The organism is Natrarchaeobius versutus (genome assembly GCF_041205745.1).
Lineage (GTDB): Archaea > Halobacteriota > Halobacteria > Halobacteriales > Natrialbaceae > Natrarchaeobius > Natrarchaeobius versutus.
Window position 1 is genome coordinate 969,058 of the sequence record NZ_JBGFCC010000001.1, and the last position, 24,751, is coordinate 993,808.

Here is a 24,751-nt window from a genome sequence, read left to right on the forward strand (position 1 = left end):
TGGTTCGAACGACTCCGTTCGCTCACGGGTCGCGTTGCTCCCCGTTCGCTTTCCCGCGGTTCTCGCTCACTCTGTTCGCTCCGAACCGCGCACGCTCCGAACCGTGCACACTCCGAACCGCGCTCGTCTGGCGATCAGGTGTGCAAGACCTGCAGTGGCTACTATAGCCGCCTGTTGGTTCGACACAACACCTAACCGCCTGTTGGTAGTACGGTGTGCATGCGGGATTTTCACCTCCACTCGAACTACTCCGACGGCGATTTCCTCAGTGCGATGGTCGACGCCGCGGAGGTCGCCGGACTCGAGGGGATCGGCTTCGCCGACCACTGTAACGTCGCCCCACGCGAGCGCATGGAGACGATGCGAAGCGTCTACGGTTTCAACCTCGATCTCACCTACGAGCGACGACGACGGGCGATCGAACGGCTCCGCGGGGAGGCCTCGATCGAGATCTACGACGCGGTCGAGATGGACTACGATCCACGGGACGAAGCCGCGATTCGGGACTTTCTCGAGACGGCGGCGTTCGACTACGCGATCGGGAGTGTCCACGCGGTCGGCGGCGCCAACGTACAGGCACCCTCCCAGTTCGCCGGCCGCTCCGACGCCGACCTCGACGGCGTCGTGGCTGAGTACTTCGACAGGCTAGTCGCACTCGTCGAGTCAGAACTGTTCGACGTCGCCGCCCACGTCGATCTGATCGCACGGACGCCACCGTTGCGCGGTCGGGCGACGGACGAGCAGTACCGACGCGTCGCGCGCGCGCTCGCAGACTCGAGGACGGTGCCGGAGATAAACGCCGGGCGAGCGCTGACCGATGCTAGCATCGTCCACCCCGCCGATCAGTTATTCGAGATGCTCCGCGAGTTCGACGTCCCGGTCACCGTCGGCACGGACGCTCACGACCCGAGCGAGATCGCTGGCCGGGCGACGTTTCTCCGCGAGTTCGTAGAAGACGCCGGGATCGATCCCGTCGATCCGCCGGAACTCGATCGCTCGGGAAAGTGAATACTCAACTCGTTTTTCGTGGTGAAACGTGCCGATTAGTAACCAAGAATTTACAACGGACGTTCATTCTTCACGAAAGATCCTTGGTAATCTATAGCAAAGGCTTTAGGTTCGGTAGGGCAAAATTCGGGTACGGTTGGCCCACCGGCCACTGATTTACCTATGAGCGACGACGAACTCATCTGGCGAATCGCAGGAGGTTCCGGAGACGGGATCGACTCGACGAGTCAGAATTTCGCGAAGGCGCTGATGCGCTCGGGGCTCAACGTATTTACACACCGCCACTATCCATCGCGGATCCGTGGTGGTCACACGTACGTCGAGATCCGAGCCGCCGAACACGAAGTACAGTCACGAGGGGACGGCTACAACTGCCTGCTGGCACTCGGCGATTCGTTCGCCCGAAACCCACAGGAAGAGGCCTACTACGGCAACGAGGAGATCAAACCCCTCTCGGAGAACCTAGACGAGTTACGCGAGGGTGGCGTGATCGTCTACGACGAGGGCCTGCTCGACGAGGAGGAGGTCGCGGCCCTCGACCTCGAGAAGCGTGCCGAGGAAAACGACTGGCACGTCTACCCGGTCGACCTCCGCGGCCTCGCCAAAGAACACGGCCGCGAGGTCATGCGCAACACCGCCGGCGTCGGCGTCACGGCCGGGTTACTGGAGATGGATCTCGAGCACATCGAGAACCTGATGGAGGACGCGATGGGCGGCGACGTCTTGGAGGCGAACCTCGAGATCCTCCACGAGGCCTACGAGATGGTCGGCGACGAGATCGAACGCGAAAACGATCTTCGCGTTCCCCGGGGCGAACACGAGACCGAGCAGGCACTGCTGTCGGGCTCGAACGCGATCGCTTACGGCGCGATCGACGCCGGCTGTCGCTTTATCGCCGGCTATCCGATGACGCCGTGGACGGACGTCTTCACCATCCTGAGCCAGAACTTCCCCGACATGGGCGGAGTCTCCGAACAGGTCGAAGACGAGATCGCGGCGGCGGCGCTCGCGGTGGGAGCGAGCCACGCCGGCGTCAAGGCCATGTCCGGCTCCTCGGGCGGTGGCTTCGCGCTGATGAGCGAACCGCTCGGACTCGCCGAGATGACCGAGACGCCGCTCGTCCTCGTCGAATCGATGCGCGCCGGTCCCTCGACCGGCATGCCGACCAAACCCGAGCAGTCGGACCTCGAGTTCGTCCTCTATACGAGCCAGGCCGACTCCCAGCGCGTCGTCTTCGCGCCGGGGAACATCGAGGAAGCCTACGAGCAGACGCGAATCGCGTTCGAGATTGCCTGGGACTACCAGATCCCGACGATCATCATCTACGACCAGAAGCTGTCGGGCGAGAACACGAACGTCGACGTCGAGTTCTTCGATCGCGAGCCGGCGCCGGATCTCGGCTCGACGCTGACCGAGGAAGAACTCAAGGAAGCCGCACACGACAACTCCGGGAAGTTCAAGCGCTTCAACTACGAGGCGGCCGAAGACGGCGTCGCACCGCGGTCGCTCCCCGGCCAGAAGGGGGGACGGTACCTCGCAACTGGCAACGAACACTCGCCGGTCGGTCACATCAGCGAAGATCCCGACAACCGCGTCGCCCAGATGGACCGACGCCTCGAGAAGCTCGAATCGATCCGTGCGGAACTCGACGAGCGCGGATCGACCCAGACGTACTTCGGCCCCGACGAGGCCGACTACGGTATCATCACCTGGGGCTCGAGCCAGGGCGCCGTCGAGGAGGCAGTCGAGCGCCTGAACGCGCAGGGACACAGCGTTAAAGGCCTCAGCGTCTCCGATATGATGCCGTTCCCCGAGACGGAGGTGACCGAGTTCCTCGAAAGCGTCGACGAGGCGATGGTCGTCGAGATGAACGCGAGCGCCCAGTTCCGCGGACTGATCCAGAAGGAACTCGGTCGCTTCGGCGAGAAGCTCACCAGCCTGCTCAAGTACAACGGCAACCCGTTCGAACCCGCGGAAGTCGTCGAGGGCTACGAGGTCAACCTCGCCGACGAGGAGCGCGAACCGACCGCACAGGTACGAATCGAACCCGCAGCAGGTGACTGACCATGAGTGCATTCAACGCAATCGGTGAACAGCGAGAGATCGACCGGGACGAGTACACCCCCGGTGTCGAACCGCAGCCGACCTGGTGTCCGGGCTGTGGTGACTTCGGCGTCCTGAAGGCGCTGAAGCAGGCCCTTCCGGAAGTCGGCAAGACGCCCGAGGAGGTCCTGACCGTCACCGGGATCGGCTGTTCCGGCAAGCTGAACAGCTATCTCGACACGTACGGATTCCACACCATCCACGGCCGCTCGTTGCCGGTCGCACGCGCCGCCAAACTCGCGAACCCAGACCTCGAGGTCATCGCCGCGGGCGGTGACGGCGACGGCTACGGGATCGGCGGCAACCACTGGATCCACACGGCTCGCGAGAACCACGATATGACCTACATCGTGTTCAACAACGAGATCTTCGGGCTAACCAAGGGCCAGACGTCGCCGACCAGCCCCAAGGGCCACAAGTCCAAGACCCAGCCCTCGGGCAGTGCGAAGACGCCGCTTCGGCCGCTGTCGATGTCGCTCAACTCCGGTGCGAGCTACATCGCTCGCACGGCCGCGGTCAACCCGAACCAGGCCAAGGAGATCATCAAGGAAGCCATCGAACACGACGGCTTCGCCCACATCGACTTCCTCACGCAGTGTCCGACCTGGAACAAGGACGCACGTCAGTACGTCCCCTACATCGACGTCCAGGAATCGGACGACTACGACTTCGACATCCACGACCGCCGCGAGGCGGCCGAAATGATGCGCGAGACCGAGGACGTCCTGAACGAGGGAACCGTCCTGACGGGACGGTACTACGTCGACGACGACCGACCCTCCTATCAACAGGAGAAACAGGCCGTCGGTGAGATGCCCGAACAACCACTCGCCGAGCGGTACTTCGACGACGACGCCGAGTGGGAGCGAAGCTACGACCTGCTCGACCGACACAAGTAACGCGACCCGCTGGGTTTTCGCGTTTTCTACCTCTCGAGAGATACTTCCGTCCTCGAACATCAGGGCGTCTATGGCCGGAGCGTCCGACCCGATTCGCGGGCTAATCGACGGAGCCCGGAACCCGACCGCCAGCCTCGAGGTCGGTCGCTACTACGGTCAGGAACTTGCCCGGCGACTCACACACTACCTCGACAAACGACGGAACGGCTACAGGCATTTCGGCTCGCTCGCGGAGGCCGCCGAGACGGTCCTGGCCGACAGCGCCGAGGTCGGGTTCGAAGCCGGCGGCCACTTTCGAGGAGTCTGGCCTCGGGACCTCTGTTTTGCGGCCGGCGGACTGTCGACGGCGGGATACGGCGAGGCGGTCGGCGAGACGGGCGAGTGGCTTCTCGAGGAACTCTCAGACGTCTTCTATACCGACTTCCACGAGCGGTACAACGCCGCGACGCCTGCAGAAGGCGTCGACACCTTTCCGGCACTCGTCGTCGCGCTGGACGAGGCAGGGCGCCTCGAGGCGAACGAAAACGCCGTCGCTGACCTCGCGGCGCTCCACCGCGAGAAGTTCGTCGAGGACGGCTTCGTCGCCGGGAACGGAAGCTCCTGGTGGGACTCGGCCGCTCGTCCCCGGGAGGCGTACAACACGGCGATGTTGCTGGCCGCGAGCGAGCGCCTCGAGTCCCGTGACGTCGAGACGACGTTTACGGGACAGTCGGATCGGATCAGGGAGACACTGCACTCGCGGCTCTGGAACGGCGAGTACGTCGACGAGCGACGGGGATCGTCGACGCTCGCTTGCGATGCGAACGTCGTCGCGCTTTACTTCGGTCTCCTTCCCGACGAACGGGCGGCCTCGGTCGTCGAGGCGCTCTCGACCCTCGAGACGCCGTACGGGATCCGCATGCGCAAGCGCCCGTTCTCCCGTCGAGAAGTCCACCCGTTTTTCCTGTTCCACCGCGAGTATCACTATCACGTCTGGCCGTGGAACGGATTCCTGTACGCGATTGGTCTCGCACGGTACGGCTACGACGAGCGTTCGCGGGCCGAGATGGCGCGTCTCGAACGTCTCCTCGAGCCCTACGGCAACTTCCTCGAGGTGTGTACGGCAGACGGCAAACCGTACGTCAAGCGCGGGTACGCGAGCGCAGAGGAGTTCACCGTCGCGGCCGCACTCTGGATCGAGTACGACCGTGACTACCGATGAGTTGGGTCACGGATACCGGCGAATCGAGTCTCGGACCGATGGGTTCGATCGGGGCGTCCGGCGAACCGAACGCGGATTTGTGACTGCGCGCGGTTCCAGGGTGACGACTGTTTCGCCGTGTTTCGTTCGAGGGCAGACCGTTTTGCCGTGTTTTCGCTCGAGACAGTCACCTCGAGACGGGAAAATACTCATTCGTCTCTCGAACGTACGATGGTGGGACGTGACAATCGGATATCGTCCACAGAATGCCCGATGACGGCGTCCATCTCGATTCACCATGAGCGAACCTCCACAGCACGAACGGCCGACGATCGATCCGGAGTACGATCATCACCGGGAAGACGGCGTCGACAAGGCCGAACTCGAGTCCCTGCTCGCGGAGTATACACTTCGTCGGGACGACCACGAGAACGCGCCGGCGTTCGTCATCCGTCCGGACGACGTCCAGGAGACCCTGACGTTGCTTCGCGACGAGGCCGGGTTCGACCACCTCTCGTGTCTTACGGCCCAGGAGTACGAGGATCGCTACGAGTCGATCCTCCACCTGACGAAGTACGACCGGCGCACCCACGAGGTGTCGCTGGTCGTCCAGCTTCCGCGGGACGATCCCGTCTGCGAGACCGCAGAACCAGTGTTTCGGACGGCGGACTGGCACGAACGCGAGGCGTACGACCTCGTCGGCATCGAGTACGAGGGTCACCCCGATCTGCGACGGATCCTTCTGCCGGAGTCGTGGCAGGGACATCCCCTGTCGCTCGAGTACGACCAGGACAAGCCACAGGTGATTCGGTTCGGCGAGCACGCGAATCCGCTCGAGGCTGACCGGCGTCTCGAGGGCGAGGGGCCCGAGTCGGAGACGATGTTGCTCAACATCGGACCACACCATCCCGCGACCCACGGCGTACTCCACCTCAAGGCGACGCTCGACGGCGAGACCGTCGCGGACGTCGATCCGGACGTCGGCTATCTCCACCGCTGTGAGGAACAGCTGTGCCAGCAGGGGACCTACCGCCACCAGATCATCCCCTACTCGAACCGGTGGGACTACACCGCGAACCTGCCAAACGAGTGGGCGGTCGCCCGGGTAATCGAAGATATCGCCGACATCGAGGTTCCGGAGTACGCCCAGATCCTGCGGACGATGGCGACCGAACTCGGCCGAATGCTCGGACACTTCCTCGCACTCGGCACGTTCGCACTCGACGTCTACGGCGAGTTTACGGCCACTTTCCAGTACGCCTTCCGCGACCGGGAGGTCATCCAGGACATCTTGGAGGACCTCACTGGCCAGCGGATGATGTTCTACTACTTCCGACTCGGCGGCGTCTGCTGGGACCTGCCCGAACCGCGCGAAGAGTTCGTCGAGCAGACGCGGGACTTCCTGGACGAACTCCCCGCGAAGATCGACGAGTACCACGACCTCATCGTCACCAACGAGATTTTCCGGATACGTACCGTCGACACCGGCGTTCTCGAGCCCGAAGTCGCCAGGTCTTACGGGGTTACGGGACCGGTCGCACGCGGGTCTGGAATCGATTACGACCTCCGCCGGGACGACCCATACGGGTACTACGAGCACCTAGACTGGGACGTCGTCACGCGAGATGGCTGTGACAACCACGCGCGGGTCCTCGTCCGGATGGACGAAGTCGAGGAGTCGGCCAAGATCGTCGAACAGTGTCTCGACCTGTTAGCGGACTGGCCCGAAGACGATCGAACCGTCCAGAGCAACGTCCCGCGAACGTTGAAGCCGGATTCCGACCTCGAGACCTACCGGGCGGTCGAGTCGGCGAAGGGCGAACTCGGCATCTACGTCCGTTCGGACGGGACGAACTCGCCGGCGCGGTTCAAGATCCGAAGCCCGTGTTATCACAACCTCTCTTCGCTCCCGGAGATGGCCGAGGGTGAGTACGTTCCCGACCTGATCGCCTCGCTGGGGAGTCTCGATATCGTCCTCGGGAGCGTCGACCGGTAGCGCCCCTCGAGGTCGCGTTCCACGTTCCGCCGCCGAACCGAATCGGTGGACGATCGTACCGGTCGAAGACTGGTCGGGAGTATAGAATTTTCTGTCAGGGACACCTGCAATATTATCCGCTATATCGGACGAGATCGACAGGCGTAAAGTGGCGCGCGTCGGAGACTTCGAACGAATGTCGTTCGATCGATGGGCGGCGAGTGTCGAGACGGTTCGATCCCACTGGACGGACCTCGAGCGGGATTGGCAGAGCGTCGCCGTCGGCGCGACGATTGTCGGAGTGGTCGGTGTGTTCGGACTCCCGATTCCGTGGTGACGTGATGTCGGTTCGCCGGCTCCTCCCCGGACTCGCGGCTCTCTGTTTCGGCGCGGTTCTCGCGCGGTGGATCGAACTGGTCTTCGGTGTGAACCACCTGCTCGTCGCGATCGGACTCGGATTCGTGCTAGCAAATGCCATCAGCGTTCCGGACCGCCTCGAGCCGGGAATCGCCACCCACAAGCTCTGGCTCGGGGCCGGGATCGTCCTCATGGGCGCATCGCTGACACTGGATTCGATTCTCGAGGTTGGTGGGGTCGTACTGGCCGTCGTCGTGTTCGTCACAGGGTTGACGATCGCCGTCGTCGAATTGCTCTCGCGGAACGTCTTTGGGCTCGCCGACCGTCTCGGTTCGCTACTCGCCGCCGGTTCCGGAATCTGTGGCGTCTCGGCCGTCGTGGCGGTTGCCGGCGCGATACGTGCACGCGAAGACCAGGTCGCGTACGCGGCGGCGACGGTCCTGTTGTTCGACGCGGTCACGATCGTCGTCTACCCGATCGTGGGTGACGCACTCGGGCTATCGGGGATCGTCTTCGGGGTCTGGGCCGGCGTCAGTATGTTCTCGACGGGACCGGTCGTCGCCGTCGGTTTCGCTCACTCGGAAGTCGCCGGCCAGTGGGCGACGCTGACGAAACTTACGCGAAACGCGCTGATCGGCGTCGTGGTGCTCGGCTACGCGGGGTACTACGCCCGTTCGGCGGCCGGAACCCGCCCGTCGGTTCGGACGCTCTGGGACGAGTTTCCGAAGTTCGTCCTCGGCTTTCTCGCGCTCGTCCTCCTCGCCACGTCGGGCGTACTCTCCCCGGACCAGCTAGACGCCATCGAGAACGCCTACAATTGGCTGTTCGTACTCGCGTTCGTCGGTCTGGGTACGGAAATCCGGCTTGCAGAGCTCCGGAAGGCGGGCCCGGTCCCCGCCGCCGTCGTGTTGCTCGCGTTGCTCGTCGCCAGTACGCTCTCGCTCGCGGTACTTTCCGTGATTTTCTGAGAATACGGTACGCGTCGGCGCTCACCGAGACCTGTCGCAGGTACAGGCAACATTTGCAATACCCGCCGTTCGACACGATCGCCGGCGAATTCGCTACGATGAGCGTACGTCGTTCCCGAGCCGGCCGACGAGCGTTACTCGAGGGCTCGACACCGTCGAGCCGGGTTCCAAGCGACCCAGACCGCCGTCCCTTGTAGAGAGCCCGTACCCCCCGTTTCGAGCGGTGTCGATCCGAGACGTGAACCTGTGCGAGAATCACACCCACGGGAGTGTGTACTACACGCACGGTTTCGAGGTGTTTGCTGGTTTCACAGGGAGGAACGAAGATTTGCAGGGAGAAGAGCTATTACAACGACTGAATCGGTAAACGGGGATACTCTATGGAACGAGGCTATTCGCGTCGCACTCTATTGCAAGGTGCAGGAGCAGGGGCTGTGATTTCACTCGCTGGGTGTCTATCTTCCGACAACGGTTCGGCCGTTCGTATCTCCGGCGGTGTCGGTCCGTTGCCGATGGTCGAAGTCTGGGCGGACATCTACGAGGATCAGTCGGAAACGTCGTTCGACATCAGCGGCGGCGGAACGGGTGTCGGCGTCTCCGACGTGCTGAACGATCAGGTCGACGTCGCGATGATGGGGCGCCAACCCGACCAGGAGGAGATCGATCAGGGACTGTTCGCCGTGCCGATGCTCATCGACACGGTCGTCGGCACGGTCAACGCCGATAACCCCGTCCTCGACGAAATTCAGGAAAACGGCCTCACTCGCGAGGATCTCGAGGCCATCTTCACGCGAGAGATCACGAACTGGGGCGAACTCGTCGACGGGGACGTCGACGAAGAGATCGTCGTCTACGGGCGCTCCGACGCGTCGGCGGCCTACAAGCAGTGGGGCGATTTCCTCGGCGGCGAAGACCACGCCTACACCGAGAACGAACTCGAGGAACTCGCCGACGCGAACCACGACGGCGACCAGCGAGTCGCGGAGGCCATCGGCAGCGACGAGAACGCCATCTCGCTGAACAACATCAACTACGTCTACGATCTGGGAAGCGGCGAACTCGAGGGCGACATTCGGCCGATCCCGCTGGACCTCGACGGCGACGGCACGCTCTCCGAGGACGAGGACTTCTACGAGACGCGCAGGGAGTTCCTCGCCGCCGTCGAGGAGGGGACGTATCCCGCGCCACCGGCCCGCGAGATGTTCCTCGCCTCGAACGGCCCGTTCGAGGGAGAAGCGTACGACTTCGTCGAGTTCGTGCTGACGGACGGCCAACAGTACGTCCGGGAGAACGGCTACGTCCCGCTCGAAGAGGATCGGCTCGAAGAAGCCCAGGAAAACCTGGCCGACGGACCGTGAGGTGAGTGATGGGAGAATCGATGGAATCGACGGAGTCCGACCGGCGCTCGGGTCGCCTCGCCCGGCGGCTGTACCTCGAGCGACTGAGTGGCTACTGGCTTCGCGGCGCCGGCTACTTCGCGATCGCGTTGTTTTGCCTGATCGTTCTGACGCTCGTCCACCGATCGGTGCCGCTACTCGCGGAGTACTCGCTGGTCCAGATGTTGACGTCGGCGAACTGGGATCCGTCACAGAACCAGTTCGGCTTCCTCCCCGCCATCGTCGGGACGATCTACGTGGCCGTTCTCTCGATGCTCATGGGGACGCCGATCGCGATCCTCGCGGCGATCTACATCGCGGAGTACGCGGAGGGGCGGCTGAAAGTGGTCGTCTCGTCGTTCATCGACGTGCTCGCGGCGATCCCGAGTGTCATCTTCGGGCTGGTCGCCCTGCTCGTCGTCGTCCCGTTCGTCGGTAACTACCTCGCGCCGACGGTCGGCTCCAGCGCGACCGGCCTCGGTATCTTCACCGTCAGCCTCGTGATGGCGATCGTCGTCACCCCATTTATTATCTCGCTGTCAGTCGAGTCGCTCGAGGCGCTACCCAATGAACTGCGCGAGTCCTCGCTCGGTGTCGGCGCGACCAAGTGGGAGACGATCCGATCAGTGTTGCTTCGAGCGGCGGGCCCCGGCATCTTCTCTGCGGTGTTGCTCGGCTTCGGGCGAGTCTTCGGGGCGACTATCGTCCCGGCGATGCTCATCGGCGGGCAGACGCAGATCCCCGACTCGCTGTTCGCGACGGGCCAGACGCTCCCGACGCTGATCGTCAGCGACTTCGGCGAACTGATGTCGATCCCGATCACCCAGTCCGCGCTGATCTTCGTCGGCCTGATGCTCGTCGTCGTCGTCTGGATCTTCAACTTCGGCGCGATGCTCGTCCAGCAACGACTCCGACGGAGGTGGCAGTACTGATGGATCGCTACGCCAAACAGCGACTCTTCGGCGCGCTCGTCCGAGGAGCCGCCGCACTCGTCGTCGCGGTGATGATTCTGGTCGTCTCGGTGACGATCATCAGAGGCGGCGCCGCGCTCGTCGGTAATCCGGCGATCGTGGTCACGCCGCCGGGCTCCCGATACATGCTCGAGGGCGACGGCGGCTTCCTCCACGCCGTCCTCGGCAGTATCTTCATCGTCGGCCCGGCGACGGTGATCTCGATGTTACTCGCCGTCTCGACGGCGATCTACCTCCAGAGCGACTACTCGAGCGAGCGCTTTTCCGACGCCGTGAACATGTTCCTGAACGTGCTCTGGGCGACGCCGCCGATCGTCTACGGTGTGTTCGTCCTCACCGTAGTCATCGCGGTCGGCGCCCGGACGAGCCTGTTCTTCGGGATCGTCGCCATCGCGATCTTCCAGTACCCGATCATGACTCGCTATACGGACGAGGCGTTGCGTTCGGCGCCCGATACGGTAAAGGAGGCGTCGTACGGGCTCGGCGCGACCCGATTCGAAACTGCGCGGATAACCGTCCGTGCGGCCTTGCCGGGCGTCGTCGCGGGGATCATCATGGGCTTCGCCCGCGGGATCGGCGACGCCGCGACGGTGTTGTTCACCGCCGGACGGAGCACCCAGATGCCCAACGGGCTCTTCGAGCCGGCGACGACCCTGCCGATCCTCATCTTCGATCAGTCGACGTCGTTCAACGCCGAGGTTCGCTCACACGCCTACGCGGCGTCGTTCGTCCTCATCGTCGCCGTCCTCGGCTTGATCCTCGTCTCGAAACTGCTCGCGGGACGCTTCGCACGGTACGCACCAGGAGGAAGATACTCATGAGCCAGCAACCAGCAATTCGAACGGAAGAACTCGCCGTAACGTACACCGGAAATCGCGATGTGGAGGCCCTGAAAGGCGTCGACGTCGACTTCCCCGAAAACCGTCTGACGGCCATCATCGGCCCTTCGGGCTGTGGTAAGTCGACCCTGTTGAAAGCACTGAACCGGCTCCACGAGATTCAACCGAACGTCGAGGTTACTGGCGACGTCCTCCTCGACGACCGCTCGATCTACGACACCGACGAGCCGGCGCCCGAGATCCGCAGGCGCATCGGCTACGTTCCGCAGACGCCGACGCCGCTCCCGCTGTCGATCTACGAGAACGTCGCCTACGGCGTGAAGATCCACGGCGAGTACGAGTCGAAACCCGAACTCGACGATCTGGTCGAGACCTACCTGCGGAAGGTGAACCTCTGGGCGGAGGTCAGCGACCGACTCGAGACGCCCGCGGCCGAGCTGTCGACCGGGCAGATTCAGCGGCTCTGTCTCGCCCGTTCGCTGGCCGTCGAACCCGATGTCCTCCTCTGTGACGAGGTGACGTCGGCGCTCGACCCCATCTCGGCCGAACGGGTCGAGGAGACGCTCGCGGCGCTGAAAGCGGAGTACACGATCGTGATGGTCACCCACAGCATGGATCAGGCCAAACGCCTGGCCGATGAGGTCGTCTTCCTCTACCTTGGAGAGGTTATCGAGAGCAACGACACGCGGTCGTTCTTCGAGAACCCACAATCCGAACGAACTCAGGAGTTCGTCAGCGGACACGCGGCCGTCGAGTACGATGGTTTCGAAACCGAAACGGAAGAGCAATCGGACGCGACGGACGCTCCGATAGCACCCGAGCGGTAACCCTCGTCGTTCATCGGTCCCTCACCGTCGATTCCAGCACAAAGCTGTTCTCGATCCCGATCGATGCGCCCGTCTCGTCGGACACGCCCGAGTCGCCGGCTCCGAATTGTATTCGATTCCCCCGACTAACGGCAGTGATCCGGGCGTGGTCAGACCTTGGTCCATTCGATCACGTACTCGTCTTCGACCTCGCTCGCGATCGAGTCGAAGCGATCGAACGACAGCGGTGGCGGGTGGGAGTGCCGGGCATCGATCACTTCGGGGAGATCCTCGTGATACCGGACGTGGGTCTCGACGTCGTGGGGGAACTGCTCGGTGTCGACGCCGACGAACCCGTGCCCGTCTCGAGCGCGCGAGAGCGCCGACTCCCAGCGGTCGACCGAGGCCAGACCCGCGGAGTCGACGCCGTGGCCGAACAGCGTCGCGCGGATCTCGTCGTACGGCTCGGCCGACTCGAGGTACTCCTCCAGGAACGCGACGTCGGGTTCGGTCTTGAACGCCGCCCAGTAGGGGACGGAGCCGGTTCGGATCGTCCACCAGGGTTCGACCAGCGCGAACGACTGGACGAGCAAGCGGTCGACCGGCCGATTGCGGTCGGCGTACCGCTGTCGGTATCGGTCGGCGACGAACGGGCTCAGATCCCGCGGATCGTCGAACGCGAGCCGTCGGACGTCGTACCCTCGTTTCTCGGCGAATCGTCTCAGATCGTCGCGAAGCGCCGGCTCGAACCCCCACTCGGATTCGGGAATTCTGCCGTCTGGCTCCGGCGTCTCCCACTCGCGGACCCCCGCGTCCTGTCTCGCGAGAAAGTTCGTGACCGCCTCGCCGCCCTCGTAGTAAGATTCGGGTTCGAGGCCGCCGAGACCGCCGACCTGGAAGCTGTGGCGCTCGTCGAGGTCGATCGCTGGCCAGTCGTACGTACACTCGAGGGAGACGACCGTTCCGCCGGGTTCGAGGACGGTCTCGAGAAATCGCTCGTAGGCCCCACCCAGAACGCGGGATTTGGTCCGGAAGTACGCCAGTTTCCGGACCATCAGCCGGTCCTGATTCGGGTCGTGCATCTGGTAGAGCGAGACGTCCGGGTTCGCCGCGAGAAGAGGACCGGCGTGTTCGCGCCCCCACCGGACGTCCTCGCGGATCGCGTCGGGGTGGACGTCCCGCCGGACGGGGACGAGGAACGTCTGGGGGAGCCAGGGAACGCCGAGGAGCGCGGCGAGATGAACCGCGGCCCCGTTACTCGAGCCGACGACGACGGCGGGGTAGCCGCGGTCGGGATACTGATCGACGACCCACTGCCGGAAGCGTTCGACGTCGACGTCTCCGAGTTCGTCCGGGGAGAGACCCTCGTTGGCGCCGCCCGCGGTGTAAAGCCCCGTTCGCGCCCGCCGAGGAAGGTGATTGAGCCGAGCGGCGAGCGGCGTCAGCCGGGGATGAATCATCCCCAGCGCCGGAAACGCCTCGCCGCGGAGATAGCTCGCCGTCGCACGGACGAACACCGTCGTCGAGTCGAAGTTCGGCAGGCCGGAGGGCGTCGATCGTTCGCCGGCGAGGAGACTCGATACTCTCATCGTCTCACCTCGAGTACAACGGTCGACATCGTGGCTACGCGAGGGCGCTACCACGAGCGGTGGGATAATACTGGGCCCGGCGGACGTGATCTCACAACGCCAGTCGTGCCAAGTTATCTATCGACGCGATCCCGGCGGCGACCGGTTCCGTCGACATCGACCGGGCGGGACGATTCTCTCGAGGGAGCAGAGACGGTCACGCCGCGGCCGGGCTCGTACTCGCAGGTGACCCACTGCGGGAGGTACCGAGTACCGATCAGCTTCCGGATCGCGATCTGCGTGAGACGTGTGGCGGATTCGGCGTGGTCGGCCAACCGGAGGTCGACGATTCCGTCGAAGACGTACTCGTCGTCGGGCGCGCTCTCCTCGCCCGCCGTCGTCGCACCGGCGACGATCGGAACGTACCGGGCCTTGCAGACGGTCGCCCGAACGTCCTTGACGAAGTTGTGGACCAGTTGGTCCTGGACGAGCGCGTCGAGTTCGTCGAGCGAATCGATCACGACGAGGCCGGTTTCGCTCATCTCGAGATCGTCGAGGGTTCCGAGCAGGGTGCTGGCCGTCTCCCGGACGTCGCCCGGATCGTTCACCTCGACGATGGCTTCCGTGGCGGCCTCCGCGACGAACGCCGTCCACTCGTTTCGGGCGTCGAGAAATCCCTCCCTGTCCGCGAGCCGGTGTGTAAAACAGTCGAGCACCCGGAGTCGATCTTCCTCGAGGGCCGACAGGACGTTCCACTCGTTCTCGAAGAACCGCTCGAGTGTGGCCGTCGGCGGGTTTGCATACGAGACGACGACGAGCGGTTCCCCGCGCTCGAGTGCGCGCCAGGCGAGTTCGGTCAGGAGTTCGCTCCGTCTCGTCCCTTCCTCACCCGAGACGAGAACGAACGCGTCGGTCGGTATGCCCCCGGAAACGAGCGAATCGATCGGCTCGACGCCGGTTGCGACGCGCCCGTACTCCTCGGGAGTGGACACCGTCGACTCGTCGATCACCGCCTCGTGACACGCCTTCGAACAGAATCGACCGACGTCCGTCGAGAGCGGTTCGTTCGGGATTGGATAGCCGCAGTGATCACAGCGAAGCGGATGGCGGTCCGTCCGGTCGGCCGAGTCGGGCCCAGCCATGCCCACACTTCCCACGGACGCGGGAAAAGAATCCTTCCCCGATCCCTGAGACAGTTCGTCTCGGCGACTACTCAGAACTCGATCACGAGGCTCAAACCCGACTATCTAACAGTTTAAGTATATGTGTAGGATTTTTATTGTTGTCCGCCCAGAGCAACGGGGGTGTCGTGAGATTTCGTCGGTAGAAACCCTACCGTAAACCTCGTTCGTCGAGCGATCCAGCTAGATTCAAGTTCGAACGTCCGAAAACGGAAGACATGACGACGCCAGAACGCATCGCGGATACGCACGCACACACCGGCGAAGGACCATTGTGGCACCCCGACGAGCGACGACTGTACTGGGTCGACATTCCGGCCGGCGAACTCTACCGGTACGATCCCGGACGCGACGAGTACGAACTCGCCTACGAGACCGACGGCACCCCCCTCGGCGGGTATACGATCGAGGAGGACGGCGCGTTACTGTTGTTCACCCACGGCACCGTGAGCCGGCTCGAGCCGGGCGACGACGTCGCCGAACCGGTCGTCGAAATCGACGCCGAGACCCGGTTCAACGACGTCGTCGCTGATCCCGAAGGGCGGGTGTTTTGCGGAACGATGCCCGGCGACGACGAGCTGGGTGATCTCTACCGACTCGAGTCCGACGGCACGGCATCCGTCGTCGTCGATAACGTCGACATTCCGAATGGAATGGGATTCTCTCGAGATCTAGAGACGTTTTACTTCACCGAGTCGGAGGCCCACACGGTGTACGCCTTCGACTACGACCGTGAGACCGGCGCGCTCTCGAACGAGCGATCGTTCCTCGAGACGACGGAGGGAGACGGCGTCCCCGACGGAATGACCGTCGACGCGGACGACCACGTCTGGTCTGCGCGCTGGGGCGGCGGCCGCGTCGTCAGACACGATCCCGACGGGCGGGAAGTCGACGCGGTCGAACTCCCGGCGCGGAAAGTCTCCTCGGTCGCCTTCGGGGGGCCGACGTACGAGGATCTCTACCTGACGACTGCACTCACCGACGGCGATCGTGCAGAAGAAGGTGACGGCGCAGGGGCGGTGTTTCGGGTCCCGGACGTCGGCGTGAGCGGGGTACCCGAGTTCCGGTCGCGGATCGCCCTCGAGTAGTGAGCGTCGCGGGGAGATCGTGTTCGTCGATCAGCGCCTCCGTGGCGGTGGTGATCGACTCGAGGCGCTCCTCGTCGATAGCCATCAAGGCGAGCGTCGGGTCCTAGCGCGGAAAAAGATAGGACGTCACGGACGAGCGTCCGCGTAAACGAGCGGCTTCCAGCGCCGACGAATGCGATCTTCACCATCGTGTCACGGCGTTCTCAGGGAGAGAATATCGATGTGTCGGTTCACCTCGAGTTTCTAGAGCGCACTCGTCGCGAAGCCGCCGTCGACGGTGAGGACCTCACCGGTGACGTAGGAGGCACTATCACTCGACAGGTAAATTGCCGCACCGACGAGTTCTTCCCGATCACCGACGCGGCCCATCGGCGTCCGTTCGTCGATTCGCTCGCGTTTCTCGGTTCCCTCTGCGTACGTCTCGGCGTTCTGTGGTGTGATGAAGAAGCCGGGAGCGATCGCGTTGACTCGGAGATCAGGTGCGAGCTCTTTCGCCGCCGCGCGCGTGTAGGCCTCGACGCCGCCTTTCGCCGCCGAGTACGCGGGCAGGTTCGCCATCGAGAGTCGCGCCGCGAGCGACGAGATCGTCACGATCGACCCCCCGTCGTCCATCGCGGGTGCGAACGTCTGGATCACGCGTCGAACCCCATCGAGGGCGACGTCGGTGACCATCTCCCAGTCGTCGTCACCGATCCCGAGAACGGTCTCCCGGGAGATCGCGCCCTGAGAGGCGACGACGACGTCGATCCCGCCGAACGTCTCTTCTGTGGCGTCACGGACGGCCTCGAGCGAGTCGGTATCGGTCACGTCACAGGTGACCCGCGTCGTCTCCGCGCCACGGTCGGCGAGCGCCGCCGCGGTATCGGCTACCCGCGATTCGTCCCGACTCGTCGCGATCACGTCGGCGCCGTCGTCGGCGAATCCGAGCGCGATCGCCTCGCCGAGCCCGCTGGTTCCGCCGACGACGATCGCTCGTTTTCCGTCGACCGTCACCGGCGAGGGTGTGTGTTCGTCCATCGTTAGGAGTAGTTGTACTCGAGTTCGATCACGTTCGCCGTCCCGAGAGCCGCCTCCGGGAGGTCGTTGTAGAACCGATCGTCGCCGACCCGGTGGACGGGACAGGAGACGCTGACGGCGGCGAGACTGCGGTCGGTGTCGTCGGTGATCGGTGCCGCGATACACCGCAGGCCGTTGAGTCGTTCCTCCCGATCGACGGCGTAGCGCTGTTCGCGAACCGTCTCGAGTTCAGCGAGGAGTTCCTCGCGATCGGTGATCGTGTGGCTGGTCTCCTCGGGAAGTCCGTGTTCGGTAAGCACTCGCTCGACCTCTTCGTCGGGTCGAAACGCCAAGATTGCTTTCCCGAGTCCGGTACAGTGTAACCGAACCCGCTTTCCCTCGTGCGTATCGAGTTCGACCGCGTTGTCACCTTTCGCCTGGTAGAGGTAGATCCCCATTCCGTTCTTCTCGACCAGCAAGTTCACCAGCTCACCCGTCTCGTCGGCGAGTTTGTCCACCTCGGCCTTCGCGGCGTCGTAGATCGGCGTTCGGTTTCTCGCGTACGCACCGAGTCCGAGAAACGACAGCCCGATGTGATACTGATCGCCGTCCTTGTCGACGTACTCCTCGTTTGCCAGCGTCGTCAGGTGGTTGTGGACCGCACTCTTGCCGATGTCGACGCGATCCGCGATCTCCGAGACGCCCGCGCCGTCGAGTTCCTGAATCACCTCGAGGATCTCGAACGTCCGGCTGACGGTTCGGACTGGGTGTTTCGGTTCTGCCATACCCCCATCTCTCACCGAACTCATAAATAGATTGTTCTGCCATACTGAATTGTGGTTAGTATCCCTCGATTCAGTTCGTCTCTCGAGAACGCGACGGGGAAAACGACCGTCCGAAGAACGCGACGGAGAAAACGACCGCTATCTCACACGCCTCGGTACGTAAACGAGTCGAAGCTGGCTTGCTCCGTGGCGAGTTCGCCGTTTCCGGTGGCGTAAAGGCCGACGTAGGTGCCCGTGAATCCGCCGGCGACCTCCGTCGCGAGGTACTTCGTCGGCGCCGTCGCGAGCGATTCTTCCGGTTGTCCCTCCGCTTTGACGGCGAAGCGATACTCATCGGTCGTCCCATCGACCGAGAGCGTGAGCGCGCCCTCTGGAACCGCGGTTTCGCCGAGAACGTCGCTGACGCCACCGACGGTCGCTCGAACGATCGCACGACGCTCTCCCTCCCGTCGAACGATCCCGAGGTCGTAGTGGTGAGATTCGTCGTAGAGTGCCGTCAACCCGGCCTCCGACGCGCCCGTGGGATCGAAATCGATCCGGGTCTCCGCCCGGCACTCGAGGTGTTGCTGGCGACGACCGACGAACGTCGACTCGCGGTCGTCGAGCGTCGCCGGACCGCCGGAAAGCGTGAGCGCGCCGTCTTCGAGGACGATTCGTTCGTCGTCGAACCCGAAGCGATAGTTCCACTCCGCTCCGAGACGGTCGCCGTCGAACGACTCGCGCGTCGTCCACTCGGTCCGGCCGTCGCGCTCTCGGTCCGTATCGGGGACGGAGATCGTCTCCTCGATCGGATCGCCGCCGTTGACGACCGGCCAGCCGTCGACCCACTCGACCGGTGCGAGGAAGGTCTCACGACCGAGGTGGTGCCAGCCGGGGTGGCCGCCGTGTTTTCTGATACCGAGGAAGACCATCCACCACGAGCCGTCGCGGGCCTCCACGAGGTCACCGTGTCCCGTCGCCTGGATCGGGTTGTACGCCCCGCTGACGGATCGATGGCTCAGTATCGGGTTGTCCGGACAGGGATCGAACGGACCGGTCGGATCGTCGGATCGGGCGGCACAGACCATGTGACGGGTGTGGGTTCCGCCTTCCGCGACCAGAAGGTAGTAGGTTCCGTCGACCTCGTACAGGTGTGGTGCCTCCGTGAAATCGGCCACTAGCCGTCGACCGAGTTGGCGAGACTCGCCGAGTTCGCCGGTCTCGAGGTCGATCTCTGCCTGCTCGATTCCGTCGGAACCGCTTCGATAGGTGAAGTACGCGGTTCCGTCGTCCCAGAACAGGTCCGGGTCGATTCCCGGCGCGTCGACCCACGTCGGATCCGACCACTCGCCGCCCGGATCCTCCGCTGTCACGAAGAAGTGTCCACCCGCGGAGACGTTCGTCGTCACCATGTAGAATGTTCCGTCGTGATGGCGAAGCGTCGGCGCGTAGATGCCGTCAGATGGATCGGCGTCATCGAGCTCGAGTTGGGCCTCGCGGGTGAGACAGTGGCCGATCGGCACCCAGTCGACGAGATTTCGACTGTGATACAGTGGGACGCCAGGTGTGTACTCGAACGAACTCGTCGCCAGGTAGTAGTTCTCGCCGACGCGACAGACGGTCGGATCCGGATGACATCCAGGAATAACTGGATTGTGATACTCCATGGTCAAGCGCAACTCAGCCGAATAATATAGTTTTTCGCTTCCGCCGACTCACCGACGTCTGCCGCTTCAGCGTTTCCCAACTATAGTAGCCACTGCAGGTCTTGCACACCTGATCGCCAGACGAAAAGCGCGGTTCGGAGCGTGCGCGGTTCGGAGCGAACGAAGTCGTTCGAACGACCAGCGGTCGTTCGTGATGACGAAAATCTTCGATTTTCGAACCATGAGCGAGAACCGCGGAACGGCGAACGGGGAACGAACGTGACCCGTGAGCGAACGAAGTCGTTCGAACGACCAGCGGTCGTTCGTGATGACGAAAATCTTCGATTTTCGAACCATGAGTGAGAACCGCGGAATAGCGAGCGGGGAGGAACGACCCGTGAGCGAACGAAGTCGTTCGAACGACCAGCGGTCGTTCGTGATGACGAAAACCTTCGATTTTCGAACCATGAGTGAGAACCGCGGAATAGCGAGCGGGGAACCCGGTGACCCGTGAGCTCGGCGATCAGTGTGTACATCGGTGCAGTTGTTACTATAGAAACGTCTCGGCCACGACCGTCCGGTTCCGTCGGTTCGACAGCTCTCGACCGTCGGCGTTTCGAAGCCATCTCTCGATCGTTTGGACCGACCCGCTCGGCTGAACGGGAGCCACGTTCCGATTATCTTTCCGGGCGATCGTTTCGTCTCCCGAAACCCGCGAATCGGACCGTCCACGAGCGGATCGTCCGGATACGAACGCGATCGCAACTGCTCCGTGGCGAACGCATCCCCACGAAACCGACTGGCGGTCGACGAATCGCGACGCGACTGGCCGCGGGGTGCACAATTCTCCCCTATCACGAGTTTTATACCAGTGAGTCCCACAGAATCGCACCATGGCGCGCGCAATTCGCTCGAACACAGCGATCGATCCGGACGACGTCACGGTCGCCTACGTCGGCGGCGGCAGTAGACAATGGGCACCGAACCTCATTCAGGACCTCGCCCAGTCGGGCCTGAACGGACGGGTCCGACTCTACGACGAGTACCACGAGAGTGCGAAACGCAACGCCCGGTTTGGCAACTGGGTACAGTCCCGCGAGGACGCCGTCGCAGACTGGACCTACGAGGCGACGGAGTCACTCGCCGAGGCACTCACCGGAGCGGACGTCGTCGTCCTGTCGACGCAGTACGACCCGGCGGAGACGTTCGTCCACGATTTGGACGTTCCCAAACGCTACGGCATCTACGGCGCCGTCTCGGCGACGATCGGTCCCGGCGGTATCATGCGCGCGATGCGGACGGTACCGCTGTATCGCGAGTTCGCGACCGCAATCTCCGAACACTGTCCCGACGCCTGGGTGTTCAACTACACCAACCCCGTCCACTTCGTGACGCGGGCGCTGTACCACGAGTATCCGGGGATCAACGCGCTCGGACTCTGTCACGAGGTACTCGGCACTCGCCACCGACTCGCACGCTACGCCCGCGACCACCTCGGAATGGCGGACGCGACGCGCGAGGACGTCTCGGTCAACGTCAAGGGGATCAACCACTTCACCTGGGTCGACGAAGCGCGTTGTAAGGGCGTCGACCTCTGGCCGACGCTCGAGGAACTCCGTGACGGTGAGGAGGGCAATCGGACGTTCACCGGAGAGGATCTCGCCGACGAGAGCGTCTTCGTCGACAACTGGCAGGTGACCTGGGAGCTATTCCGTCGATTCGGTGTCCTGCCCGCCGCCGGCGACCGTCATCTGGTCGAGTACGCGACCTGGTTCATCCAGGGCGGTAAGGAGGAACTCAATCGCTGGGGCGTCAAGCGGACCGGAAGCGACTACCGCGCCAAACACTGGACCCCTGCGGAGTCCGACCAGACGACCGACGTCGAGGCCTGGATGGCGGGCGACCGAGAGTTCGAACTCACCGAATCGAACGAGGTCTTCGTCGATATCGCCGAAGCCCTCGCCGGTGACGGCACCTACGTCACGAACGTCAACCTGCCGAACGTCGGACAGGTCACGGACCTACAAAACGACGCCGTTGTCGAGACGAACGCCATCGTCCGCGCCGGAGCGGTAAAACCGATCGCCGCGGGCGGCTTCCCGCGTCCGGTCCGGGCCCTCCTCCGGGGCCACGTCGAGACCATCGAGACGGTGATCGAGGCCGCGGCCGACGGAGACCTCGACGCCGCGTTCGAGGGGTTTCTCATCGACCAGCAGGTACGGACGCTCCAGACGGAAGACGCTCGAGAGCTGTTCGCCGAACTCGTCGACGCCCAGCGAGAGTATCTCGAGGCGTGGGATCTCGAGGGATCGACCGTCCTCGCGGAGTCGTCGGCGTGTTCGATCGACTAATCATCGGACGACAGGCCGCTTTCCGTGCGGATGTATTCGGCGATAATGCGATACCGGACCGCGAATAGCGCGGGATCGGTGATTCCCAGCCGCGCTCCGTTCGTACGATCCGAGTAGGCACTGAAGTGAGCTGTGAGCGACGGCCAGGTGTGAAAATCGCGGACTGTGCGATTGGTATGTGTGGTGACAGCTGTGCCAATTCACATACCGCTCACAGACAGCGCCCGGAGACCGATTCCGGCGCCGGGTCTCCGAGCGGACTATCGTGCCCGGGGGTACAAGATCTTCAGTGGTTACGATAACTCGTGGCAGTTGGTACGATATGTCGGTCGGTACTGGTGTTGTGGTATAGTAGCCACTGAACGTCATTGCACACCCGATCGCCAGACGGATCGGCGGTCGGTGTGTACATCGTTTCAGTTGTTACTACATCTCGAGACAGACAGAGAGCGATACGGTCTCCTGTAAGTCATTTCCGGTGTGACCGCAGGACGGGTCGCGGTCGCACCGGTAAATCGTTACAGCAAACCGTATGAGAGGAACCGAAGGTGAGATCTCCGCTAGACCGGTTCGTCGTTGTCGACGGATTTCGCGTGGCGTGCACGGATCCGTGGATTACTGATCCGGTCGAGCGACTGGGCTAAGAGGATGAGCCCCATCGAGAGCATGATGATGAACAGCGTCGGCGCCATGATGTAGTGGACCTGACCCAGCGTGAACAACGCGTTCGCTTGCTCCGCGTTTCTGAGGACGACCCCCCAGTTCCGACTGCTGACCGGCAGGAAGCCCAGGTAGTAGAGGGCGACCGAAGCGAAGATGATGTTTCTGGCGTGGTTCGCGAGGTTGATGAGAACGTACGGCCAGATGTTCGGGAGGATATCCTTCAGGATCGTCGAGACTGTTCCGACGCCCATCGCCCGGGCGGCTTCGACGTACTCCTGGCTCCGAACTTTCAACACTTCCGATCGGATCGACCGGCCGAGACCGCCCCAGGCGGCCACCGAGAGCACGAGGCCGACCACCGCAGGGTGGCGGGGTTCGACGATTGCGGCGATGACGATGACGAGTGGAAGTCCCGGAATGGAGACGACGGTGTCACAGATCGTCATCAGGAATCGGTCGGTAGTGCCACCGCGGAAACCGGCGACCGCTCCGACGGTGACACCGAGGATGACCGTGGCCAGCGCACCCGCTGTGATCATGATCAGAACGGGCGTCGTTCCGACGACCATCAGCGAGAGAACGTCGATCCCGGTGTCCGTCGTTCCCAGCGGGTGTGCAAGGGTTCCGGGGGATTCCCAGCTCTCGAACGTCGCCGTCGAACTGTGGACGAACTGCGGACCGATCGTCCCGAGGGCGATGAACGTGAGGATGATCATGATCCCCGCGGCACCGCGCCAGTCGTTCAACACGATCTTCGCCGGCGCGTAGATGGAACGGTCGAACTTGCGATACAACACGTCTTTTCGACTAACGTTGCTTGCAACCTCCTCTCCGAAGAAGGCGTGAGTCGTCGACCCACCGTCAGCGCGTTTCTCGTTTCCGTTCGTGAATCGCTTGACGGTGCGTTTGAGCTGTGTCCTCAGCGGAACGCCGGTCGAACTACCGTACACCTCCATCCCGTCGCCGCCCGTCTTCGCACGCGGATCGACGCGGCTGTACGTGAGGTCCGCGATGAACATTGAGATGACGACGGTGATACAGATGACCGTAAATCCGCCGACCATGAGCGGATAGTCTCGAGCCTCGACGCCTTCGTACATGTACCACCCCATCCCGCGGTACTGGAAGATCTCCTCTAGGATGATCGTCCCACCGAACATGAAGCCGACGGTGAGCAAGAGCCCGGTGTAAAGCGGGAGCAACGCGTTTCGCATGACGTACCGGAGCGCAATCCGCGTCGGCGGCAGTCCCCGGAGGCGAGCGACCCGTATGTGATCGGCCCCGAGGACGCTTATCGAGTTTCCGCGCATCGCGAGCGACGCGGCCGCACCCGTGACGATCAGCGAGATGATCGGCAACGCGGCGTGGTGTAACGCCCCCAGGACGAACTCGGGATTGAGTCCGATCTCCGCGGTACCCGGATATCGCGAACTAGTCGGGAACCAGCCGAGCTGATAGGAGAAGACGAACAGGAGCAACAGCGCGGCGACGTAGTACGGCGTCGAGCTTTCGACGACCGCAACGGCGGTCATGGCCGTGTCGAACTTCGAGCCCTCGTAGTAGGCCATGATCGCGCCGATACAGATACTCGTCACGAAGGTGATCGCCATCGCGATGGACATATAAAAGATCGTCCACGGGATCGCTTCGGCGAGGATCTGATTGACCGTGTTGTTCTGTGACAACGAGTATCCCAGGTCACCCTGTAGTAACGCCGACATGTACTCCATGTACTGGACGTGCATCGGGGCCTCCGGATTGATGTTGATCTGGAGTTCGACGATGCGCCGAGCGGCATCCGGATTGTTCGGGTTATCCGCCAGCACCTGGGCGTACATCGCCTCGAACGGGTTTCCGGGCATGAGCCGGACCAGTGCGAACGTCAGATGGAAGACCACGAGTACGGTCAATACGCTCTGGCCGACTCGCTTGATAAGCCAATTGGTCATCGATTAATACTGATGAACTGCGTCCCTGCCCTAATAAAATTACTGTTCCGACCCGTAGCCGAA

The 24,751-nt window shown here is 63.2% G+C and carries 19 protein-coding genes; 13 read left to right on the top strand and 6 right to left on the bottom strand.

What is annotated here, in order from left to right; translation table 11 throughout:
* Window positions 1–219 precede the first annotated feature (219 nt).
* The 11 genes from AB7C87_RS04725 to AB7C87_RS04775 all read left to right on the top strand — a co-directional run bounded on the left by AB7C87_RS04725 (window position 220) and on the right by AB7C87_RS04775 (window position 12,503).
* Entirely contained in the window at window positions 220–1,008 is a 789-nt protein-coding gene (locus AB7C87_RS04725) for a PHP domain-containing protein (RefSeq protein WP_369728243.1), read from the top strand.
* Between the two features lie 162 nt (window positions 1,009–1,170).
* Window positions 1,171–3,072 carry a 2-oxoacid:acceptor oxidoreductase subunit alpha gene (locus tag AB7C87_RS04730; protein WP_369728244.1) on the top strand — a complete coding sequence of 634 codons (1,902 nt, stop codon included), beginning with the start codon at window positions 1,171–1,173 and terminating at the stop codon, window positions 3,070–3,072.
* 2 nt (window positions 3,073–3,074) lie between these two features.
* On the top strand, window positions 3,075–4,010 hold the full coding sequence (locus AB7C87_RS04735) for a thiamine pyrophosphate-dependent enzyme (protein ID WP_369728245.1): 936 nt from the start codon (window positions 3,075–3,077) through the stop codon (window positions 4,008–4,010).
* A 70-nt stretch (window positions 4,011–4,080) separates the two neighbouring features.
* On the top strand, window positions 4,081–5,211 hold the full coding sequence (locus tag AB7C87_RS04740) for a glucosidase family protein (RefSeq protein ID WP_369728246.1): 1,131 nt from the start codon (window positions 4,081–4,083) through the stop codon (window positions 5,209–5,211).
* A 277-nt stretch (window positions 5,212–5,488) separates the two neighbouring features.
* Window positions 5,489–7,186 carry an NADH-quinone oxidoreductase subunit D-related protein gene (locus tag AB7C87_RS04745; RefSeq protein ID WP_369728247.1) on the top strand — a complete coding sequence of 566 codons (1,698 nt, stop codon included), beginning with the start codon at window positions 5,489–5,491 and terminating at the stop codon, window positions 7,184–7,186.
* A 175-nt stretch (window positions 7,187–7,361) separates the two neighbouring features.
* A complete protein-coding gene (locus AB7C87_RS04750) occupies window positions 7,362–7,502 on the top strand; it encodes a hypothetical protein (protein WP_369728248.1) in 141 nt (46 codons plus the stop codon).
* A gap of 4 nt (window positions 7,503–7,506) precedes the next feature.
* Window positions 7,507–8,490 carry a YeiH family protein gene (locus AB7C87_RS04755; RefSeq protein ID WP_369728249.1) on the top strand — a complete coding sequence of 328 codons (984 nt, stop codon included), beginning with the start codon at window positions 7,507–7,509 and terminating at the stop codon, window positions 8,488–8,490.
* 380 nt (window positions 8,491–8,870) lie between these two features.
* Window positions 8,871–9,848 carry a PstS family phosphate ABC transporter substrate-binding protein gene (locus AB7C87_RS04760; protein WP_369728250.1) on the top strand — a complete coding sequence of 326 codons (978 nt, stop codon included), beginning with the start codon at window positions 8,871–8,873 and terminating at the stop codon, window positions 9,846–9,848.
* A gap of 8 nt (window positions 9,849–9,856) precedes the next feature.
* Window positions 9,857–10,798: a phosphate ABC transporter permease subunit PstC gene (gene pstC, locus AB7C87_RS04765; RefSeq protein WP_369728251.1), complete on the top strand. Its 942-nt coding sequence runs from the start codon at window positions 9,857–9,859 to the stop codon at window positions 10,796–10,798.
* A complete protein-coding gene (locus AB7C87_RS04770) occupies window positions 10,798–11,658 on the top strand; it encodes a PstA family ABC transporter permease (protein WP_369728252.1) in 861 nt (286 codons plus the stop codon). Before pstC ends, AB7C87_RS04770 begins: the two co-directional genes overlap by 1 nt.
* Entirely contained in the window at window positions 11,655–12,503 is an 849-nt protein-coding gene (locus AB7C87_RS04775) for a phosphate ABC transporter ATP-binding protein (RefSeq protein ID WP_369728253.1), read from the top strand. Before AB7C87_RS04770 ends, AB7C87_RS04775 begins: the two co-directional genes overlap by 4 nt.
* 149 nt (window positions 12,504–12,652) lie before the next feature.
* On the opposite strand, the gene AB7C87_RS04780 is transcribed toward AB7C87_RS04775, so the two are convergent.
* Window positions 12,653–14,071, bottom strand: coding sequence for a hypothetical protein (locus tag AB7C87_RS04780; protein WP_369728254.1), 1,419 nt, complete (start codon window positions 14,069–14,071; stop codon window positions 12,653–12,655).
* Window positions 14,072–14,184: 113 nt separating this feature from the next.
* Complete coding sequence (locus AB7C87_RS04785) at window positions 14,185–15,192, bottom strand: RAD55 family ATPase (protein ID WP_369728255.1); 1,008 nt, start codon at window positions 15,190–15,192, stop codon at window positions 14,185–14,187.
* 257 nt (window positions 15,193–15,449) lie between these two features.
* Between AB7C87_RS04785 and AB7C87_RS04790 the strand changes: the two genes are divergently transcribed.
* Window positions 15,450–16,319, top strand: a complete 870-nt coding sequence (locus tag AB7C87_RS04790; protein WP_369728256.1) for an SMP-30/gluconolactonase/LRE family protein — start codon at window positions 15,450–15,452, stop codon at window positions 16,317–16,319.
* Window positions 16,320–16,562: 243 nt separating this feature from the next.
* Here the strand turns inward: AB7C87_RS04790 and AB7C87_RS04795 are convergent, their stop codons facing one another.
* From AB7C87_RS04795 to AB7C87_RS04805, 3 genes are all read right to left on the bottom strand, one after another.
* Complete coding sequence (locus AB7C87_RS04795) at window positions 16,563–17,336, bottom strand: SDR family NAD(P)-dependent oxidoreductase (protein ID WP_369728257.1); 774 nt, start codon at window positions 17,334–17,336, stop codon at window positions 16,563–16,565.
* A gap of 2 nt (window positions 17,337–17,338) precedes the next feature.
* The gene (locus tag AB7C87_RS04800; RefSeq protein ID WP_369728258.1) at window positions 17,339–18,100 is read right to left on the bottom strand and encodes an IclR family transcriptional regulator; all 762 of its coding nucleotides are present in this window, start codon (window positions 18,098–18,100) and stop codon (window positions 17,339–17,341) included.
* Window positions 18,101–18,243: 143 nt separating this feature from the next.
* The gene (locus AB7C87_RS04805) at window positions 18,244–19,746 is read right to left on the bottom strand and encodes a glycoside hydrolase family 43 protein (protein ID WP_369728259.1); all 1,503 of its coding nucleotides are present in this window, start codon (window positions 19,744–19,746) and stop codon (window positions 18,244–18,246) included.
* Between the two features lie 872 nt (window positions 19,747–20,618).
* On the opposite strand from AB7C87_RS04805, the gene AB7C87_RS04810 reads away from it, so the two are divergent.
* On the top strand, window positions 20,619–22,076 hold the full coding sequence (locus AB7C87_RS04810) for a family 4 glycosyl hydrolase (RefSeq protein WP_369728260.1): 1,458 nt from the start codon (window positions 20,619–20,621) through the stop codon (window positions 22,074–22,076).
* 560 nt (window positions 22,077–22,636) lie between these two features.
* Here the strand turns inward: AB7C87_RS04810 and AB7C87_RS04815 are convergent.
* Window positions 22,637–24,688: an ABC transporter permease subunit gene (locus tag AB7C87_RS04815; protein ID WP_369728261.1), complete on the bottom strand. Its 2,052-nt coding sequence runs from the start codon at window positions 24,686–24,688 to the stop codon at window positions 22,637–22,639.
* Between the last annotated feature and the right edge of the window lie 63 nt (window positions 24,689–24,751).

Coding starts and splice junctions, on each gene's coding strand:
- AB7C87_RS04725 (WP_369728243.1), top strand. CDS start 220: ATGCGGGATTTTCACCTCCACTCGAACTACTCCGACGGCGATTTCCTC.
- AB7C87_RS04730 (WP_369728244.1), top strand. CDS start 1,171: ATGAGCGACGACGAACTCATCTGGCGAATCGCAGGAGGTTCCGGAGAC.
- AB7C87_RS04735 (WP_369728245.1), top strand. CDS start 3,075: ATGAGTGCATTCAACGCAATCGGTGAACAGCGAGAGATCGACCGGGAC.
- AB7C87_RS04740 (WP_369728246.1), top strand. CDS start 4,081: ATGGCCGGAGCGTCCGACCCGATTCGCGGGCTAATCGACGGAGCCCGG.
- AB7C87_RS04745 (WP_369728247.1), top strand. CDS start 5,489: ATGAGCGAACCTCCACAGCACGAACGGCCGACGATCGATCCGGAGTAC.
- AB7C87_RS04750 (WP_369728248.1), top strand. CDS start 7,362: ATGTCGTTCGATCGATGGGCGGCGAGTGTCGAGACGGTTCGATCCCAC.
- AB7C87_RS04755 (WP_369728249.1), top strand. CDS start 7,507: ATGTCGGTTCGCCGGCTCCTCCCCGGACTCGCGGCTCTCTGTTTCGGC.
- AB7C87_RS04760 (WP_369728250.1), top strand. CDS start 8,871: ATGGAACGAGGCTATTCGCGTCGCACTCTATTGCAAGGTGCAGGAGCA.
- pstC (WP_369728251.1), top strand. CDS start 9,857: ATGGGAGAATCGATGGAATCGACGGAGTCCGACCGGCGCTCGGGTCGC.
- AB7C87_RS04770 (WP_369728252.1), top strand. CDS start 10,798: ATGGATCGCTACGCCAAACAGCGACTCTTCGGCGCGCTCGTCCGAGGA.
- AB7C87_RS04775 (WP_369728253.1), top strand. CDS start 11,655: ATGAGCCAGCAACCAGCAATTCGAACGGAAGAACTCGCCGTAACGTAC.
- AB7C87_RS04780 (WP_369728254.1), bottom strand. CDS start 14,071: ATGAGAGTATCGAGTCTCCTCGCCGGCGAACGATCGACGCCCTCCGGC.
- AB7C87_RS04785 (WP_369728255.1), bottom strand. CDS start 15,192: ATGGCTGGGCCCGACTCGGCCGACCGGACGGACCGCCATCCGCTTCGC.
- AB7C87_RS04790 (WP_369728256.1), top strand. CDS start 15,450: ATGACGACGCCAGAACGCATCGCGGATACGCACGCACACACCGGCGAA.
- AB7C87_RS04795 (WP_369728257.1), bottom strand. CDS start 17,336: ATGGACGAACACACACCCTCGCCGGTGACGGTCGACGGAAAACGAGCG.
- AB7C87_RS04800 (WP_369728258.1), bottom strand. CDS start 18,100: ATGGCAGAACCGAAACACCCAGTCCGAACCGTCAGCCGGACGTTCGAG.
- AB7C87_RS04805 (WP_369728259.1), bottom strand. CDS start 19,746: ATGGAGTATCACAATCCAGTTATTCCTGGATGTCATCCGGATCCGACC.
- AB7C87_RS04810 (WP_369728260.1), top strand. CDS start 20,619: ATGGCGCGCGCAATTCGCTCGAACACAGCGATCGATCCGGACGACGTC.
- AB7C87_RS04815 (WP_369728261.1), bottom strand. CDS start 24,688: ATGACCAATTGGCTTATCAAGCGAGTCGGCCAGAGCGTATTGACCGTA.